This is a genomic window from Pseudomonas sp. GW821-FHT05H12 (genome assembly GCF_059419385.1).
Genome location: NZ_JBWKRS010000025.1, coordinates 92,299 through 107,541, shown reverse-complemented (window position 1 = coordinate 107,541; position 15,243 = coordinate 92,299). Strand labels below are relative to the sequence as shown.

The 15,243-nt window shown below is 59.8% G+C and carries 13 protein-coding genes; 4 read left to right on the top strand and 9 right to left on the bottom strand.

All coding sequences use genetic code 11. The annotated features are described in order from the left end of the window. Positions 1 to 104 precede the first annotated feature (104 nt). Entirely contained in the window at positions 105 to 1,421 is a 1,317-nt protein-coding gene (locus tag AC07SU_RS21175; RefSeq protein ID WP_494998135.1) for a bifunctional DedA family/phosphatase PAP2 family protein, read from the top strand. Here the strand turns inward: AC07SU_RS21175 and AC07SU_RS21170 are convergent. From AC07SU_RS21170 to AC07SU_RS21160, 3 genes are read right to left on the bottom strand one after another with little or no spacing between them, the layout of a single operon-like run. After that, the gene (locus AC07SU_RS21170; RefSeq protein WP_494998134.1) at positions 1,418 to 2,008 is read right to left on the bottom strand and encodes an LON peptidase substrate-binding domain-containing protein; all 591 of its coding nucleotides are present in this window, start codon (positions 2,006 to 2,008) and stop codon (positions 1,418 to 1,420) included. The two genes, AC07SU_RS21175 and AC07SU_RS21170, sit on opposite strands and share 4 nt — an antisense overlap. Before the next feature lie 22 nt (positions 2,009 to 2,030). Further along, entirely contained in the window at positions 2,031 to 2,747 is a 717-nt protein-coding gene (locus tag AC07SU_RS21165; protein WP_176998539.1) for an LrgB family protein, read from the bottom strand. Then, positions 2,744 to 3,097, bottom strand: coding sequence for a CidA/LrgA family protein (locus AC07SU_RS21160; protein ID WP_178919383.1), 354 nt, complete (start codon positions 3,095 to 3,097; stop codon positions 2,744 to 2,746). Before AC07SU_RS21160 ends, AC07SU_RS21165 begins: the two co-directional genes overlap by 4 nt. A 158-nt stretch (positions 3,098 to 3,255) precedes the next feature. Between AC07SU_RS21160 and AC07SU_RS21155 the strand changes: the two genes are divergently transcribed. The 3 genes from AC07SU_RS21155 to AC07SU_RS21145 all read left to right on the top strand — a co-directional run bounded on the left by AC07SU_RS21155 (position 3,256) and on the right by AC07SU_RS21145 (position 6,277). Continuing rightward, positions 3,256 to 3,711, top strand: coding sequence for a MaoC family dehydratase (locus AC07SU_RS21155; RefSeq protein WP_003194496.1), 456 nt, complete (start codon positions 3,256 to 3,258; stop codon positions 3,709 to 3,711). Between the two features lie 176 nt (positions 3,712 to 3,887). Next, complete coding sequence (locus tag AC07SU_RS21150; RefSeq protein WP_494998133.1) at positions 3,888 to 5,606, top strand: C13 family peptidase; 1,719 nt, start codon at positions 3,888 to 3,890, stop codon at positions 5,604 to 5,606. Between the two features lie 29 nt (positions 5,607 to 5,635). After that, the gene (locus tag AC07SU_RS21145; RefSeq protein WP_494998132.1) at positions 5,636 to 6,277 is read left to right on the top strand and encodes an oxidoreductase; all 642 of its coding nucleotides are present in this window, start codon (positions 5,636 to 5,638) and stop codon (positions 6,275 to 6,277) included. A gap of 142 nt (positions 6,278 to 6,419) precedes the next feature. On the opposite strand, the gene AC07SU_RS21140 is transcribed toward AC07SU_RS21145, so the two are convergent. From AC07SU_RS21140 to AC07SU_RS21115, 6 genes are all read right to left on the bottom strand, one after another. Then, positions 6,420 to 6,704 (bottom strand): YceK/YidQ family lipoprotein, encoded by a 285-nt coding sequence (locus AC07SU_RS21140; protein ID WP_494998131.1) that lies wholly within the window; start codon positions 6,702 to 6,704, stop codon positions 6,420 to 6,422. Beyond that, positions 6,697 to 7,326, bottom strand: a complete 630-nt coding sequence (gene ubiX / locus AC07SU_RS21135; protein ID WP_071485426.1) for a flavin prenyltransferase UbiX — start codon at positions 7,324 to 7,326, stop codon at positions 6,697 to 6,699. The genes AC07SU_RS21140 and ubiX overlap by 8 nt, the downstream gene beginning before the upstream one ends. Further along, positions 7,323 to 8,672, bottom strand: a complete 1,350-nt coding sequence (gene mpl, locus AC07SU_RS21130) for a UDP-N-acetylmuramate:L-alanyl-gamma-D-glutamyl-meso-diaminopimelate ligase (protein WP_494998130.1) — start codon at positions 8,670 to 8,672, stop codon at positions 7,323 to 7,325. Before mpl ends, ubiX begins: the two co-directional genes overlap by 4 nt. 75 nt (positions 8,673 to 8,747) lie before the next feature. Further along, entirely contained in the window at positions 8,748 to 11,699 is a 2,952-nt protein-coding gene (locus AC07SU_RS21125; RefSeq protein WP_494998129.1) for a hypothetical protein, read from the bottom strand. Positions 11,700 to 11,870: 171 nt separating this feature from the next. Then, complete coding sequence (locus AC07SU_RS21120) at positions 11,871 to 13,115, bottom strand: hypothetical protein (RefSeq protein WP_494998128.1); 1,245 nt, start codon at positions 13,113 to 13,115, stop codon at positions 11,871 to 11,873. 162 nt (positions 13,116 to 13,277) lie between these two features. Then, positions 13,278 to 15,170: a sigma-54-dependent Fis family transcriptional regulator gene (locus AC07SU_RS21115; protein ID WP_494998127.1), complete on the bottom strand. Its 1,893-nt coding sequence runs from the start codon at positions 15,168 to 15,170 to the stop codon at positions 13,278 to 13,280. Positions 15,171 to 15,243: the final 73 nt, after the last annotated feature.

Genomic DNA, 15,243 nt, shown 5'->3' with positions numbered 1-15,243 from the left:
CCCCCCCCCCCCCCCCCCCCCCCCCCCCCCCCCCCCCCCCCCCCCCCCCCCCCCCCCCCCCCCGGGCTCCTACAGGGTGTACAACCTTGGATGGAGAGGATTGTATGGGCCAATGGCTCGATAGCATTACCGGCTGGCTGACCCTGAACCCCGAATGGCTGGCGGTGGCGGTCTTCATCGTCGCTTGCGTGGAGTGCCTGGCCATTGCCGGGCTGATCGTGCCAGGCACGGTATTGTTATTCGCCATTGCCGCCCTTGCCGGCAGCGGCGCGCTGTCCTTGAGCGAAACCCTGCTGCTGGGTTTTCTCGGCGGGTTGTTGGGTGATGCGGTGTCCTACTACCTGGGGCGACATTTCCATCAGAACATCCGGCGCCTGCCCGGCTTGCGCCACCACCCCGAATGGATGAACAGCGCCGAAACCTACTTCCACAAATACGGCATCGCCAGCCTGCTGGTCGGGCGCTTCATCGGCCCGCTGCGGCCCATGTTGCCCATGGTGGCCGGCATGTGCGACATGCCCTTCCCCCGTTTCGCGGCGGTGAGCATCGTTGCGGCGGCGGGCTGGTCGGTGGCTTATCTGCTGCCGGGCTGGGCGACCGGCGCTGCGTTTCGCCTGCCGTTGCCCGAGGGTTTCTGGCCCGAGGCCGGCATCGTTGCGGCCTGTATCGCGGTGGTAGTGGGACTGAGCCTGAACAGCAGCCTGCGCGGCCATCGCCGCGCCACGCTGTGGATTGGCTGCGCCAGCCTCGCCGTGTTGATCACCCTGTTTATCGGCTACCCCCACCTCAATGACTTCGACCAAGGCCTGAGCGCCCTGGTGCAAGAACACCGCAGCCCCTGGCTGGACGAAGTGATGGTGCGCATCACTCAGCTGGGTGAGTTCAAGAAGATGTTCGTGGCCAGCGCCGTATTCACCGGCCTGCTGCTACTGGCGCGGCAATGGCGCCATGCGCTGTTTGTCGGCGCGACCCTGGCCGGTTCAGCGCTGATCAACACCGGGACCAAGCTGTTTTTCGCCCGTGGCCGCCCGGAAATCCTCACCGACCCGCTGACCAGTTTCAGCATGCCCAGCGGTCACGCCTCCGGCGCGTTTGCGTTTTTCCTGGCGCTGGCCGTACTGGCCGGTCGCGGGCAACCCATCCGGCTGCGCCTGACCTGGATGCTGCTGGGCTGTATCCCGGCGGCCTTCATCGCGCTGTCGCGGGTCTACCTCGGCGCCCACTGGCCCACGGACATCCTGGCCGGCACGCTGCTGGCGATGACGGTGTGCGCGTTCAGCCTGGGCGTGAGCCAGTATCGAAGCCCGCTGCCGGCCCTGTCGCAAAAAACCTGGTGGCTGCTGTTGCCGACACTGGTCGCCGTGATGGGGGTCATCGCGTTTACCGGCACGCCCCACGCCCTGCTGCGTTATGCCTATTAAGTAAACAGCTCGCCCTGCAGTTCATCGAGCAGCATCTGGATCGCATCCAGGCGCTGCTGTGGGTCATCGAGTTGCAGCAGGTCGATCTTGTCGGCCTCGGTGAACGGCAGCAGATACGCCAACTGATTGCCCAAGGCTTGCTGCCCGTCGGCATGGGCGTCCATGTCCAACGAGGCCACCATCGGGTGTTCGGCCAGGGCCTGGAGCAACGCCAGCAGGTCGGCGTCCTCTTCTTCCAGCGGCTGGTCCGGCAGTTCTTCGAGCCATTGCACCTCGGCGACCAGCAGTTGGTCCTTCTGCACGCCGGCGTCGCGCACACGAAAACGCCGCCCGCCTTCGACACGAATACCCAGCAGGCCATTGTTCTGTTGCTTGAAATCACGGATCAGCGCTTCGCAGCCGATCAGCGCGTAACCATCCGGGGCCGTGCCCACTTCGTTGCCGTCGAGGATGCACACCACGCCGAAGCTTTCGCCCTTTTTCATGCAGCGCGCGACCATGTCCAGGTAGCGCGCTTCGAACAGTTGCAGGTCGAGGGTGCAACCCGGGAACAGCACGGTGTTGAGCGGGAACAGCGCCAGACTCATAAAGGTTTCCTTCAAACCCGGATTAAACGATCACCGACACAGCCAACGGCAGGAACACCGCCGTGGCCACGCCCATCAGACTCATCGCCAGCGCGGCAAAGGCGCCGCATTCTTCACTCTCTTGCAGGGCCACCGAGGTGCCGACGGCGTGGGCCGTCATGCCCAGCGCCATGCCGCGCGCCTCTGGGCTGTGCACGCCCAGGCGCGACAGGTAGGCCGGGCCGATCATCGCACCGATCACGCCGGTGATCAGCACAAACACCGCCGCCAACGCAGCCACGCCGCCGATCTGCTCGGCCACCAGCATGGCAATCGGCGAGGTGACCGATTTGGGCGCCATGGTCATCAACATCATGTGTTCGGCGCCAAACCACCAACCCAGCAGCACACACAGCCCGGTGGCCAACACCCCGCCTACCACCAGCGTAGTAAAAATCGGCCAGAACAATTGACGAATGCGCCGCAGGTTCAAGTAAAGCGGCACGGCCAGGGCCACGGTCGCAGGGCCCAGCAGGATGCCCATGATCTCGGTGCTCTTGCGGTACTCGGCGTACGTCAGGCCACAGCTGACCAGCACACCGATCACCAGCAGCATGGACACCAGCACCGGTTGCAGGAAGATCCAGCGGGTTTTCTCAAACGCCGCCAGCACCAGTTGATAGGCGCCCAGGGTGATGCCGATGCCGAACAAGGGGTGATGAATCACGGCGGTCCACGCACCCTGCCAGTCGAAGATCATTGATCCTTCTCCTTGCGCTTGACCATCTGCTGCATCAGCACGCCGACAAAGCCCATGGCGATCACCAGCGACAGCACCAGCGCACCGACGATGGCCCAGAAGTCCGCCGCGATGTCCTTGGCGTACACCATCACCCCAACCGCAGGTGGCACCAGCAGCAGCGGCAGATAGCGCAGCAAGCTGCTGGCCGCCAGGCTCAGGGGCTCGCCGACTTCGCCCTTCCAGATCAGAAAGCCCAGCATCAGCAGCAGCCCGATAATCGGCCCCGGCAAGATGGGCAACAGCAAATGGTTGATCGCCGTGCCGATCAATTGAAACAGCACCAGCCAGGTCAGGCCACGTAGCAGCATCCGTTCTTCCCCCTCGAAACGTCCCGGCATTATAAGCACGCCCGCCCTATGCTCAGGCATTCGCCAAAAGCATGGTGGCTTGACCGGGCGGGGTGCCCATGATGATCTAAGATGGATTTCGCACACCTATAAAAACCGATGAACCAAGGAGAGTCGCAATGCCCTATGTACCTGTAGCGCAGCTCAAAGATTATGTCGGCAAGGAACTGGGACGTTCCGAATGGCTCACCATCGACCAGGCCCGTATCAACCTGTTCGCAGAAGCCACTGGCGATCATCAGTTCATCCACGTCGACCCGGTCAAGGCCGCGCAAACGCCGTTTGGCAGCACCATCGCCCACGGTTTCCTGTCGCTGTCGCTGATGCCCAAGCTGATGGAAGACATCCTGATCATGCCCGAAGGCCTGAAGATGGCGGTCAACTATGGCCTGGACAGCGTGCGTTTCATCCAACCCGTGAAAGTCAATTCCAAGGTCCGCCTGAACGTCACGCTCACTGACGTCACCGAGAAAAAGCCAGGCCAATGGCTGTTCAAGGCCACCGCTACCCTGGAAATCGAAGGCCAGGAAAAACCGGCTTACATCGCAGAGTCGTTGTCACTCTGCTTCGTGTAACGCCCAGCCCCCCGTAGGAGCTGGCTTGCCAGCGATAAACGCAGCGACGCTGCATCGCCGGCAAGCCGGCTTCTACAGGTGAGTGGCGGGGCAAAATCCTCGCCACAATGTATGTAAATTTATGTATGAATCTCGCAGCTGCGGCATACTCGGCGCTCAATTATCCGGATCCCGCTATGCGCCCACTCGCTCCTCTTGCCCTTGCCCTGTTGCTCACCGCTTGCGGAGACGGCGAATCGCTGTTGCCGCCCGATGCGCGCCTGCCCGACGGCGGCCGCTACCGGGGCGATGTGGTCAACGGTTTGCTGCAAGGCCAGGGCCGGGTGGACTACCCCAACGGCAGTTGGTACGCCGGCCAGTTCGATAAGGGCCAGTGGCACGGCCAGGGCGAATGGCATGGCAGCAACGGCGAGGTCTATAAAGGCCAGTTCCAGCAAGGCCTGTTCGACGGCCAGGGCAGCCTGACCACTTCGGGCAGCAGCTATGTGGGCGGCTTCAAGAACGGTCGACGCAATGGCGAAGGCACCCTCAAGGAAGGGGCGATGACCTATCGCGGCGAGTTCAAGGACGATCAGTATTCCGGCCTCGGCCGCCTGGAGCTGGCCGACGGCAGCCAGTACCAGGGCCAGTTCGCCCACGGCAAGCCCAATGGCGAAGGCCAGCGCAATGACGACAGCGGCAACCAGTTCAGCGGCCACTTCGTCGATGGCCAGCTTGAAGGCAACGGCACGTTCAACAGCGCCGATGGCGACATCTATGTCGGCCAGTTCAAACAAAACCAGCTCAACGGCAAGGGCCGCTACGAAAACGCCGACGGCGACGTGTGGATCGGCCAGTTCAAGGAAGGCGCCCTCAGCGGCAAAGGCGAGTTGATTGGCATCGACGGCAGCCACTATGTGGGCCAATTCAGCGATTGGCGCTTTACCGGCGAAGGCCGCCTGAACCTTACCGACGGCAGCTTCTATATCGGCGGTTTCGACAGCGACAGCTACCAAGGCAAGGGCACCCTGGTGCTCACCGATGGCACGGTGCAAGCAGGCACCTGGGTCAATGGCATGCGCGTGCGCGATGCCGACGGCAAGCTGCTGCCCGATCCGCTGGAAACCGGAATACTGGCTCAAGGCCGCCTGTTGGAGGCCGCCCTCGCCGCGGTGCCTCCGTCCACCCCTGCTGTCGAGCTGTACACCCTGGTGCTGGCCGGTGATGGCAAGCAAAGCGTGTTCCTGCGCGAAGCCGATTACGTCAGCAACATGCTCGCCACCCGTTTTGGTGCGCGTGGGCAGATCCGCCTGGTCAACCACCGCGACCATATCGCCGACCGCCCCCTCGCGACCCGCGAAAGCCTGCGCCGCGCCGTGCAAACCCTGGCCGAACGCACCGGCCCGGAAGACCTGGTGTTCATTTATATGACCAGCCACGGCACCCACGAACACGAATTGGTGCTGGACCAGCCACGCATGGAGCTGGCCGACCTGCCCGCCGACGAACTGGCCGCCGTGCTCGCGCCGTTGAAGAACCGCGACAAGATCATCGTGATTTCCGCCTGCTACTCCGGGGGTTTCATCCCGGCGCTCAAAGACGAGCGCACCCTGATCATGACCGCCTCGCGCGCCGACCGCGTGTCCTTCGGCTGCTCCGAAGAGGCCGACTTCACCTACTTCGGCGACGCCCTCTTCGCCCAAGCCTTCAACCAGACCGACGACTTGCAGCAAGCCTTCAAGCTGGCGCAGCAGCACGTGGCCGAACGCGAACAGGCGGACAACTTCGAAGCCTCCGAGCCGCAGATCTGGGCCCCCAAGGGCGTGATCGCCCACTGGCAACTTTTACGCAAACAGCAGGCACGAAAGGCGCTCGAAAGCGTCTCAATGAATAGCAAGGAAGCCAAAGGCAACTAAGCTGAACTGTGTAACAAGGGGGAAACACCATGTACCTGACACCTCAGCATATCCTGCTCGCTGGCGCCTCCGGCCTGACCGGCGAACACCTGCTCGACCGCCTGCTCAACGAACCCACGGTGACCCGCGTACTGGCACCAAGCCGCAAGCCGCTGGCCGAACACCCGCACCTGGAAAACCCGGTGGGCGACCCGGCGGTCTTCCTGCCGCAACTGAGCGGCCGCGTGGACATTGCCTTCTGCTGCCTGGGCACCACCATCAAACAAGCGGGCTCTGAAGAAGCGTTTCGCGCCGTGGACCTGGACATGGTCGTGGCCTTTGCCAAGCGCGCACGGGAAATGGGCGCACGCCACCTGATCGTGATCAGCGCAATTGGCGCCGATCCGAAATCCTCGATCTTCTACAACCGGGTCAAGGGCGAAATGGAGCAGGCGCTGAAGGCGCAAGACTGGCCGCAACTGACCATCGTGCGGCCTTCGCTGCTGCTGGGCGAGCGGTTGGAGCCGCGTCTGGCCGAGCAACTGGCGGGGCCGTTGTCGAAGTTGATCCCCGGCAAGTACCGCGGCATCGAAGTGTGCGAACTGGCCCGGGCCATGTGGCGCCTGGCGCTGGAAGAGCAGGACGGGGTGCGGGTGGTGGAGTCGGATGAGTTGCGCAAGCTCGGCAAATAATTCTTTGCTGACTGGACTGGCGCTATCGCTGGCAAGCCAGCTCCTACAGGGGAATGCATTCCAATTGTAGGAGCCGGCTTGCCGGCGATGAGGCCAGCCCCGGCACCATCAGCCCAAACGTTGGAATGCATTCAAAATGGGTCTATAGCCCGCCCGTGGCGTTAAACCCTACCCCCAACACCGTCAACACCGACAGCGGCAACAGCAGCGTGTCGAGCAACACGCTGGCTGGCAGGTCGACATGGGGATAGCTCGGCGCCTCGGCACCGAAGCGGTCTTTGGCGCAGCAGCCGCCGTTGATCGCATACAAGTCGAGCCGCGTACCGGCATACACCACGGGTGCACCAGGTTGCGCGGCGTCCAGCGTGCGGGCGGTCGCGCAGCCGGCGAGTTGCAGCGCCACCAGTACCATCACGAGTTTATTCATCGCTGCTCAAATGGTGTTCGCCCCAACGTGGCAGCATGTCCTGAGGGATGTTCAGCAGGTTGAGAATGCGCGCCACCACAAAGTCCACCAGGTCATCGATGGTCTGCGGCTGGTGATAGAAGCCCGGCGATGCCGGCAAAATGGTCACGCCCATGTTCGACAGCTTGAGCATGTGCTCCAGGTGAATGCTCGAATACGGCGCTTCACGCGGCACCAGGATCAACTGGCGACGCTCCTTGAGGGTCACGTCCGCCGCGCGCTCGATCAGGTTGTTGCACGCACCGGTGGCGATCGCCGACAAGGTGCCGGTGGAACATGGCACCACCACCATCGCCGCCGGTGCGCCCGAGCCCGAGGCCACCGGCGACATCCAGTCTTCCTTGCCGTACACCCGGATCTGCCCCGCCGCCGCACCGGTGTACTCGGTGAGGAAGGCTTGCATCATCTGCACCTTGGCCGGCAGCGCGACGTCGGTCTCGGTGGCCAGTACCAACTGCGCGGCCTTGGAGATCAAAAAATGCACCTCGCGGTCTTCGCGCACCAGGCAATCGAGCAGGCGCAACCCATAAGGCGCGCCCGATGCGCCGGTCATCGCCAGGGTGACGCGTTCCGGGCCGCTCATTTCAGCGCCTCGGCCAACTTGCCATGCAGGCCGCCGAAGCCGCCGTTGCTCATGACCACTACGTGAGTGCCCGGCTTGGCCTGGCGCTTGACGTGTTCGATGATGCCTTCGATGGAATCACACACCGTGGACGGCACCGTACACCGCGCGGCAATGCCCGGCAGGTCCCAGCCGAGGTTGGCCGGTGCGTACCAGACGGCCTCGTTGGCATCGTTGACGCTTTCCGGCAAACCATCGCGGTGCGCGCCCAGTTTCATGGAGTTGGAACGCGGCTCGATGATCGCAATGATCGGCGCATCGCCCACCTGCTTGCGCAGGCCATCCAGGGTGGTGGCGATTGCCGTCGGGTGGTGGGCAAAGTCGTCGTAGATAGTAATGCCATTCACGTCGGCGACTTTTTCCATGCGGCGTTTCACGCTCTTGAAGGCGCTCAAGGCGGCGATGCCCATGGACGGCACAACGCCCACATGCCGTGCGGCCGCCAGGGTGACCAGGGCGTTGGCCACGTTGTGCTGGCCGGTCATGCCCCACTCGACAATGCCTTGGGGCTCGCCTTCAAACAGCACTTCGAACTTGGAGCCGTCGTCGCTGAGCAACTTGACCTGCCACTGCCCGCCCGCGCCGGTGGTTTGCACCGGGGTCCAGCAGCCCATCTCAATCACCCGCTGCAAGGCGGGCTCGGTGGTCGGGTGGATCACCAGGCCTTCGCTTGGAATGGTACGCACCAGGTGGTGGAACTGCCGCTCGATGGCCGGCAGATCGGGGAAGATGTCGGCGTGATCGAATTCCAGGTTGTTCAGGATCGCCGTGCGTGGGCGGTAGTGAACGAACTTGGAACGTTTGTCGAAGAAGGCACTGTCGTATTCATCCGCCTCGATCACAAAAAACGGCGTGTCGCCCAGGCGCGCCGAGACCGAGAAGTTCTGCGGCACGCCACCAATCAGGAAGCCCGGGGCCATGCCAGCATGTTCCAGCACCCAGGCCAGCATGCTGCTGGTGGTGGTCTTGCCATGGGTACCGGCAACAGCGAGCACCCAACGGCCTTGCAGTACGTGGTCTGCCAGCCACTGCGGGCCAGACACATAAGGCAAACCTTTGTTGAGCACATACTCGACGGCCGGGTTGCCACGGGACATGGCATTACCAATCACCACCAGGTCCGGCACCGGGTCGAACTGCGACGGGTCGTAACCTTGGGTCAGCTCAATGCCCTGGGCCTGCAACTGCGTGCTCATGGGCGGGTAGACATTGGCATCGGAGCCGGTGACGTGATGGCCCAGTTCTTTGGCCAGAACCGCCATCGAACCCATGAAAGTGCCGCAGATACCAAGAATATGAATGTGCATAGTCGACCTCGTAAAACATCGAGGCAGGTTAGCGCAGGGAGGGGGAAATCGCACTCTTTAGGTGAGCCGCCCCCACTATGCGACGGCCTGTTTATGCCGAGCCGACACCTGCGTCAACGCACCACGTATGGCAGCTATTTTTTTCTCAATGGTGTTCAATCGATCCGCAACACCCCCGTCGCCCTGACTGACGGAGCCTTCGTGTGTGTACGGTTTGAAAAAAACCTCATAAGCCTGTGCAAGATCAATGGTGAGTTCCTCGAGCAACGCCAGGAAAGCCTCCAGCTGGTTGACGACCTGCTGCGGCTCGCTGGACCATTTCGGGATGTCCACCACAGCACCCGGCGCCAATTGCAACGATAACTTACCCAACTCATTGGCGCCCCGCGTTGCAGCGTCGAGGCGAACTCGAAGGGCAGGATCAACGGGTTCAACTACCGGCCCCAGGTCCGCGACTTCTACGTCGCCGGGGTTAACACCGCCGCCAGGAGCAGCAGGACGCTCATAGTGTTTTTGAAGCGCTTTTTGCGTCGCAATGACAGCAGCCCCAATGCCAACATCGGTCACCGCCTCCATTGCCCACTGCTTGACCTGACCGACAAAATCGGAAGAAGGGTACTGGGCAAAACCTTTCAATGGCGCGCCGTATGGCGTTTGAGTCGCAGGGTCGAAGGCATACCATTTTCCGTTGCGTTCCACGGCGGTGACGTGAACCGCATCGCTATTAGCGCCCAACGGCCTGTAGAGGCCCTCGGCAATCCCGTCTTTGTTGCCTAGTTGGGGAAGATCAAAACTGCGCCCACGCCCGCCAAGACGGCTTATTTTTTTAAAGCCTGCTTTACCCAGTTTAAATACACCACGGCCCACGTCATAAATACCTGCTAGAGGGTTAAGCGCCTTCACACCGGCCTTGCCAACCCCCTTGATGAAGTTCAGCGTCGTGCCCAATCCGGCTCTGACACCCTGCTTGACGCCTTGGACCCCGCCTTTTAGCCCCGGAATAAAAAAGCCAAACACATCCAGCACCACATTGAAAAAACCTTCAGCGGGCCTGCCATTAATAAAACTTTCAACCGCATTGTAGAAAGGAATCAGTCCTAAAAAGAACGCATTGACGGCCTTTGAACGCGCGCTTTCCCGCTCTTGCTCTGTGCTGCCATTGGCCGTTGCTTTCGCCTCATCCAAACCTCGCGTGAAATAAGCACCGACAGCGGCTGACAGTTCATCGGTTTTAGGCGAAAAAAAAGTCGGCGGCGGGGAGGGATGCTCTCCGGGTATACCGGCCTCCAACGATTTGGACGGGTAGATACGATAGGCGAAAAAGTTCACCGGATCGTTTTTCGGCGATGCACTACCGACTGTCTGCCACAGGATAGTGACCGGCGGTTCTTTACCGCCCGGCGAATCAGGCAGCGACATGGAGAAGTACAAACGAGAGCCTGGAAACTGCAGGCCAGGCCTGGAAGGGTCGGCGTCCTTGATGATTCGGCCCTGCGCCGGTGAATACAGATAATGACAAACCTTCCCATCACGTTCAGCCCTGATAATTACTGCACCGCTGCCTATATACGCTTGAATTTTATGATCGGCGCTGACAGGGCCCTGATTGGCACTGGGCGTCTGGAGGTTGAATGTCGTGACCTTGCCGTACTCAATCAGCCGCCGGTCTTCGAGCGCAAGCAATGAGAGTTGATACTTGAACTGCGCGGCAAAACCATCTTTGAGCCCTTGGGTGTATTTGTCGAAGCTTTCATCAAACTGCTGTTTGATGTTTGGCAACTTCGGAAAACCCAGATTCACTTTGACGGTATTGAAGTCAGGGTCGCTGGATATCCAGAAGTGCTTACCCAGGTCGCCTGACATGTAAATGTCCAGCAGCGAATAGGCTTTTCGGCCGGGCGACCCCGGCGGGATATTCCCCAGCAGCTTCTGCTCAAAAAAAGCTTCATTTTCGACGCCATACACGCGCCGCAGCTCAACGAGCGCCAACTCTCGCCGGGTTGGCATCGGCGTCGACAATGCATCAACGGAATCAGCCAAGGTCTTATGCTGTGCTTGCATGGCCTTCAACGCGCTTTCGACTTCTTCGGGGGTGTACGCATCATCGTTTTTTTCAACAATGACGCCGTTGGCAATACCCCAGTCGATAACGGCCGTCATCTGAGCGAGTTGTTGCTGACGCTTTTCAAATTCAGAAACAGGCGCTATCTCATCGAGTTTCATGATCTGTGCATAGGTTTTCGCATGCGTTGATCCCGGGTGACTCGCCTCTTGGCGAGCCACCGCTGCACTGAAGGAGGCCCATTGGTGGGAACCATACACCAGCGATGAGGGCAGATCCTTTACCAGAAACTCGGGGGCGGAAACCGACAACAGTTGAAAAGCGATGATTTTGGCATTGGCGTCGCCGAAGCGGGTGGCCAGGTGCGCTTCAAAACGCGTGACCATTTGCGCTGCGCTGTAACCCCAGTTACCTGGCTGACGCAACGCGTACCCAGCCAGATTATTACGCTCCAGGCCTCCTGCCGAATCCACATCCAACAATAGCGCGCTAAGCAGTACTTCCTGCAGGCTGGTGGCCGTAGGTACTGCGTCGATGCTGTCCTGGAGTAACCTGGCCAACGCAAGGCCTTCTGGAGAATCGAGAATGGCTTTAAGGGTTTTTTCAGGTTCATCCTTACCAGACCGTAAAGGCTCAGGAAGGGTAAGCCGCAAGCATTCGATTAGACTCGGCACACCGCTGGCATCATCGGTGTTTGCTTTGGGTTGAGCGGCTTTCCAAGTGGCAACTACCTGGCGTAATTTGGCCTGGGCGTCAGCCGCCAAAGGGACGTCTTTAGTTAGCAGCCCGCCATAATCAGCCGCGTGTGGAGATGAAGAAGACGCCGCACTGCGTCGATAGCGTGAAGGTGGGAAAGCTGTGGATATATTTGGAGGAGTTGCACTGTTAGACTTATTATCTATCGGCGATTCAGACTGAGGGTAGAACGATATAAAACGTGATGAACTCAAATGATTGGAAATCATTGCAATACCCCGAAAGCTATTGCGCGTTACCGGGCAACCTTTCAGAAAAGCCTGTCACAGATACTCCATTCAGCGCCAGGCTTATTACCAATATCCGTCGACTACCCCCTATCGACATTGAGAATTAACATGCACTGCAAAAGCCAACTATGAAACTTGGCACTGACCCGCTCACTGTTTAGTCACGGATTTTTCCATTTTCAGCAAAATATCAGCTTGTGCCTTATTCACCTTTGCTATTCGCTGTTCGAGTGTAGCCATACGACTTTCCAGCCCATCAAGGCCTTGGGCAGCCGGTTGAGCAGCCAGATGAGGCTTGAAGAAAACCTCATATTGATCGGCAACGTCCTTCGTATGTTGTTCAGCGAAGTCCAACAGATTCTCAAGTTGGCTCATGCGTTCAAGCGGGTCTTTCGACCAATTTTGACTCGGCACAAAACCCGTTTCGGTATCCCCAAACTTGAGCACCATCGACTGATTCGCCAACGTGAACGCCTGGATCTGAGCGTCATCCATTCTTGCGTAGAGCTTATTGAGTTCTGGGGCCGCCGGCGCCTCTGGACGTTCGACCGATGACTTACCGATCGGCGTCGGAGGAATCATGGGTTGAGGCAGATACGACGCCTTGATTTGTTCGGAAGCCGCCGTAGACCCGGCATATGCCCCAATGTTAATTGGCGCAGACACTACCCCCGTTATCCCGGCACTGATCGCCGCATCGCGCGCAGTACGCGCCGCAGATGGCGACGATGGAATCACGCCCGACTTGACCATTTTTTCGGCATTCATCATCCGGGTCGTGGCTTCCGCAATCGTCATTTTAGGCGTAGCCGCGGGCGCTGGGACCTTGTTCTTCCAATCGAGAATCTTTTGGTTGATTTTTGGCGAAAGCAGTTGCTCATGAGGTTCGTTATTGCCCTTGACCGCACTGGCCTGATCCCTTGCTACCTTGCCGTTCTTATCGAGCGGTCTTCCAGTGCCATCAATCAGAAGGCCTTCTCGATTGACACGCTTTCCGTCCTTATCGACCAAGTGCCCCTGAGCGTTGACCAAGCGGCCCGAGTGATTGACCAAGCGGCCTTGGGTATCGACGAGATGATTGTTCTCATTGATAAGTTTTCCTTGGGTATTTATCAATCGCCCCTTTTCATCGATCAGACGGCCCTTATTATCGATTGCCTGACCGCTGTTATTAACCCGCTGCCCCTGCTCATTAATCCGCTGGTTATTCGGATTAACCAGAAACCCTTGTTTGTTAACCGCCTGCCCTTTGTCATTGAGCAACTGACCCTGCTTATTGACCAGGTGCCCTTGCTTATTATAATAACTGCCTGAAGGCGCGTAATGCGGAATCGGTCTAGCCGGCGCCGGTATAGATTTAGGTACATGAACGGTAGGCGGTTTGATTATCGGCATATAGTCACCTCATAATGAACGGGCATTAAACCCAACAGTGAAGCCTCATGGCTTCTGCTCATTACGTGGTCACCAAAAACAAAACAGTTCCCTACAGCCTTTTGAAAAGCCCCCTCCACCCGAGTTTAAATACTGCCTTAAAGACCTCAGGGCACGCTCACATTAACTAGGCACTGCCGCACACCGTTTAATTTTATATTTTCGCAATTTCCTATAAAGCGTATTACGACTGATACCCAGCGCTTGCGCCGTGTACGTCATATGCCAGTGCCGTTGCTCCAATGCTGTCAGCAACGTCTGGCGCTCGGCATTATCTAGGAGTGACTCGCTGGCGTGTTGAACAGGGGGGCATTGCACCATAGCGGGCAGATCCAACAACTCTATCCGCCCGTCATCGCTGAGTGCCACCAGTGTGCGCAATACCGTGCGCAACTGACGGACATTGCCCGGCCAGGCGAAGGCCAGCAATGCCTCGCGCGCTTCGGGCTCCACACTGATCGACTGATCTCCGGCCTCCTCCCCCAGCAGGAAGTCCAGCAGTTGCGACTTGTCACTGCGCTCGCGCAACGCCGGCAGGCCGATTTCCAGGCCGTTAAGCCGGTAATACAGGTCTTCGCGAAAGCTGCCGTCCCGTACGCGTTCATGCAAATTACGGTGCGTAGCGCTGATAATTCGGACATTCACGGCTTGAGGCTCGCCGCCGATGGGGACCACCAGGCGATCTTCCAGCACCCTTAATAGACGGGTCTGCAAAGCCAGTGGCATATCGCCAATTTCGTCAAGGAACAACGTGCCACCGTCGGCCTGTTGGAGCTTGCCGCGCATGCCATCCTTGAGGGCACCAGTAAAGCTGCCGCCACGATAGCCGAATAACTCGCTTTCGATCAGGCTTTCCGGAATGGCCGCGCAATTGAGCGCCACAAACGCTTTATCGGCGCGCTGACTGGCGCGGTGCACAGCCTTGGCGAAGGCTTCTTTACCGGAGCCGGTTTCGCCATTGATCAGCAGTGGCACATCACGCTCAAACACCCGCAACGCCTTGCGGAAGTCATTTTGCAGCGCCGGATCGCCCAGGCAAATGCCGGACAACTGAGGCGGCGCCGGCTTGGCCATGATGGGGGCAGGCACGCTGCGCGGCTGACCGCGCAATGCAGCGAACAATGGCCGTCCATCGCGGGTGCGCAGCGGCCAACTGGCCGTGGCATTGGCGCTGGCGCGGCCGAGCAATTGGTCCAGGGAGCAGTCGAAAAACGCTTCCACCGGTTGCCCCAGCAAACCGCCGCGCAGTTGCCCCAGCAGGTTCAGGGCGCTCTGGTTTACCGCGCAGATCCGCCCTTCGCCGTCGAACGCCAGCAACCCTTCGCTGAACAACCCGACCGACTCGGCCTGCAGGTGAAAACGCAGCAGCCAGTGGTTTTCGAAGTGACGCAGGAAGTAGCAGCTCTCAATCATCTTCGCCGACAGGTTCACCAGTGCCATGGTATGGAACTGGCTCTGGCGCGACACCGCCTCGCGAGCCGAGGACACATCCAGCACCGCCAGCAATTCGCCATGGGGGTCGAACACCGGGCTGGCCGAACAGGTCAAGCCAGTATGTCGTCCGCGAAAATGCTCATCACGGTGAATGGTCAGGGACTGGCGTTCCACCAGGCAAGTGCCGATGCCGTTGGTGCCCTCGCACGCCTCGCTCCAGTCAGCGCCCAGCCACAGCCCGGCGCGCTCGAAGATCTTGCGCTCGGACGGCGCGGTGACACAGTTGAGGATCACGCCCCGTGCATCGGTCAGCAATACCGCATGACCGGCGCCCGAGAGTTGCTGATGCAGGCTGTTCATCTCGCTGCCGGCAATGTGCAGCACCTGTTGCAGGCGCTCGCGGCTTTCCAGCAGGCGGCCATGCTCAAGCACGGTGGGGGCAATGGTTTGCGCAGGGTCGAGGTGGTAGTCCTCCAGGCAACGCAGCCAGGACCGGGCAATGGAGGGATCGCTGGACGGGTCGCGACCATGGGCCACAGTGAGGACTTGCTGGGCATGGCGACTGAAATGATCGTTGTGCATTTCTTATTATTCTCCCTGCGTGAGAACCCCCAGCATCCCCCAGGCCTTGAGCCAATGCAATCCCGGATGGACT

What these genes read in the sequence shown, in the direction of transcription:
- AC07SU_RS21140 (WP_494998131.1), bottom strand. Translation starts at nt 6,704, where the DNA reads ATGAATAAACTCGTGATGGTACTGGTGGCGCTGCAACTCGCCGGCTGC.
- AC07SU_RS21150 (WP_494998133.1), top strand. Translation starts at nt 3,888, where the DNA reads ATGCGCCCACTCGCTCCTCTTGCCCTTGCCCTGTTGCTCACCGCTTGC.
- AC07SU_RS21170 (WP_494998134.1), bottom strand. Translation starts at nt 2,008, where the DNA reads ATGAGTCTGGCGCTGTTCCCGCTCAACACCGTGCTGTTCCCGGGTTGC.
- AC07SU_RS21160 (WP_178919383.1), bottom strand. Translation starts at nt 3,097, where the DNA reads ATGCTGCTACGTGGCCTGACCTGGCTGGTGCTGTTTCAATTGATCGGC.
- AC07SU_RS21175 (WP_494998135.1), top strand. Translation starts at nt 105, where the DNA reads ATGGGCCAATGGCTCGATAGCATTACCGGCTGGCTGACCCTGAACCCC.
- AC07SU_RS21125 (WP_494998129.1), bottom strand. Translation starts at nt 11,699, where the DNA reads ATGATTTCCAATCATTTGAGTTCATCACGTTTTATATCGTTCTACCCT.
- ubiX (WP_071485426.1), bottom strand. Translation starts at nt 7,326, where the DNA reads ATGAGCGGCCCGGAACGCGTCACCCTGGCGATGACCGGCGCATCGGGC.
- AC07SU_RS21120 (WP_494998128.1), bottom strand. Translation starts at nt 13,115, where the DNA reads ATGCCGATAATCAAACCGCCTACCGTTCATGTACCTAAATCTATACCG.
- AC07SU_RS21145 (WP_494998132.1), top strand. Translation starts at nt 5,636, where the DNA reads ATGTACCTGACACCTCAGCATATCCTGCTCGCTGGCGCCTCCGGCCTG.
- AC07SU_RS21155 (WP_003194496.1), top strand. Translation starts at nt 3,256, where the DNA reads ATGCCCTATGTACCTGTAGCGCAGCTCAAAGATTATGTCGGCAAGGAA.
- mpl (WP_494998130.1), bottom strand. Translation starts at nt 8,672, where the DNA reads ATGCACATTCATATTCTTGGTATCTGCGGCACTTTCATGGGTTCGATG.
- AC07SU_RS21115 (WP_494998127.1), bottom strand. Translation starts at nt 15,170, where the DNA reads ATGCACAACGATCATTTCAGTCGCCATGCCCAGCAAGTCCTCACTGTG.
- AC07SU_RS21165 (WP_176998539.1), bottom strand. Translation starts at nt 2,747, where the DNA reads ATGATCTTCGACTGGCAGGGTGCGTGGACCGCCGTGATTCATCACCCC.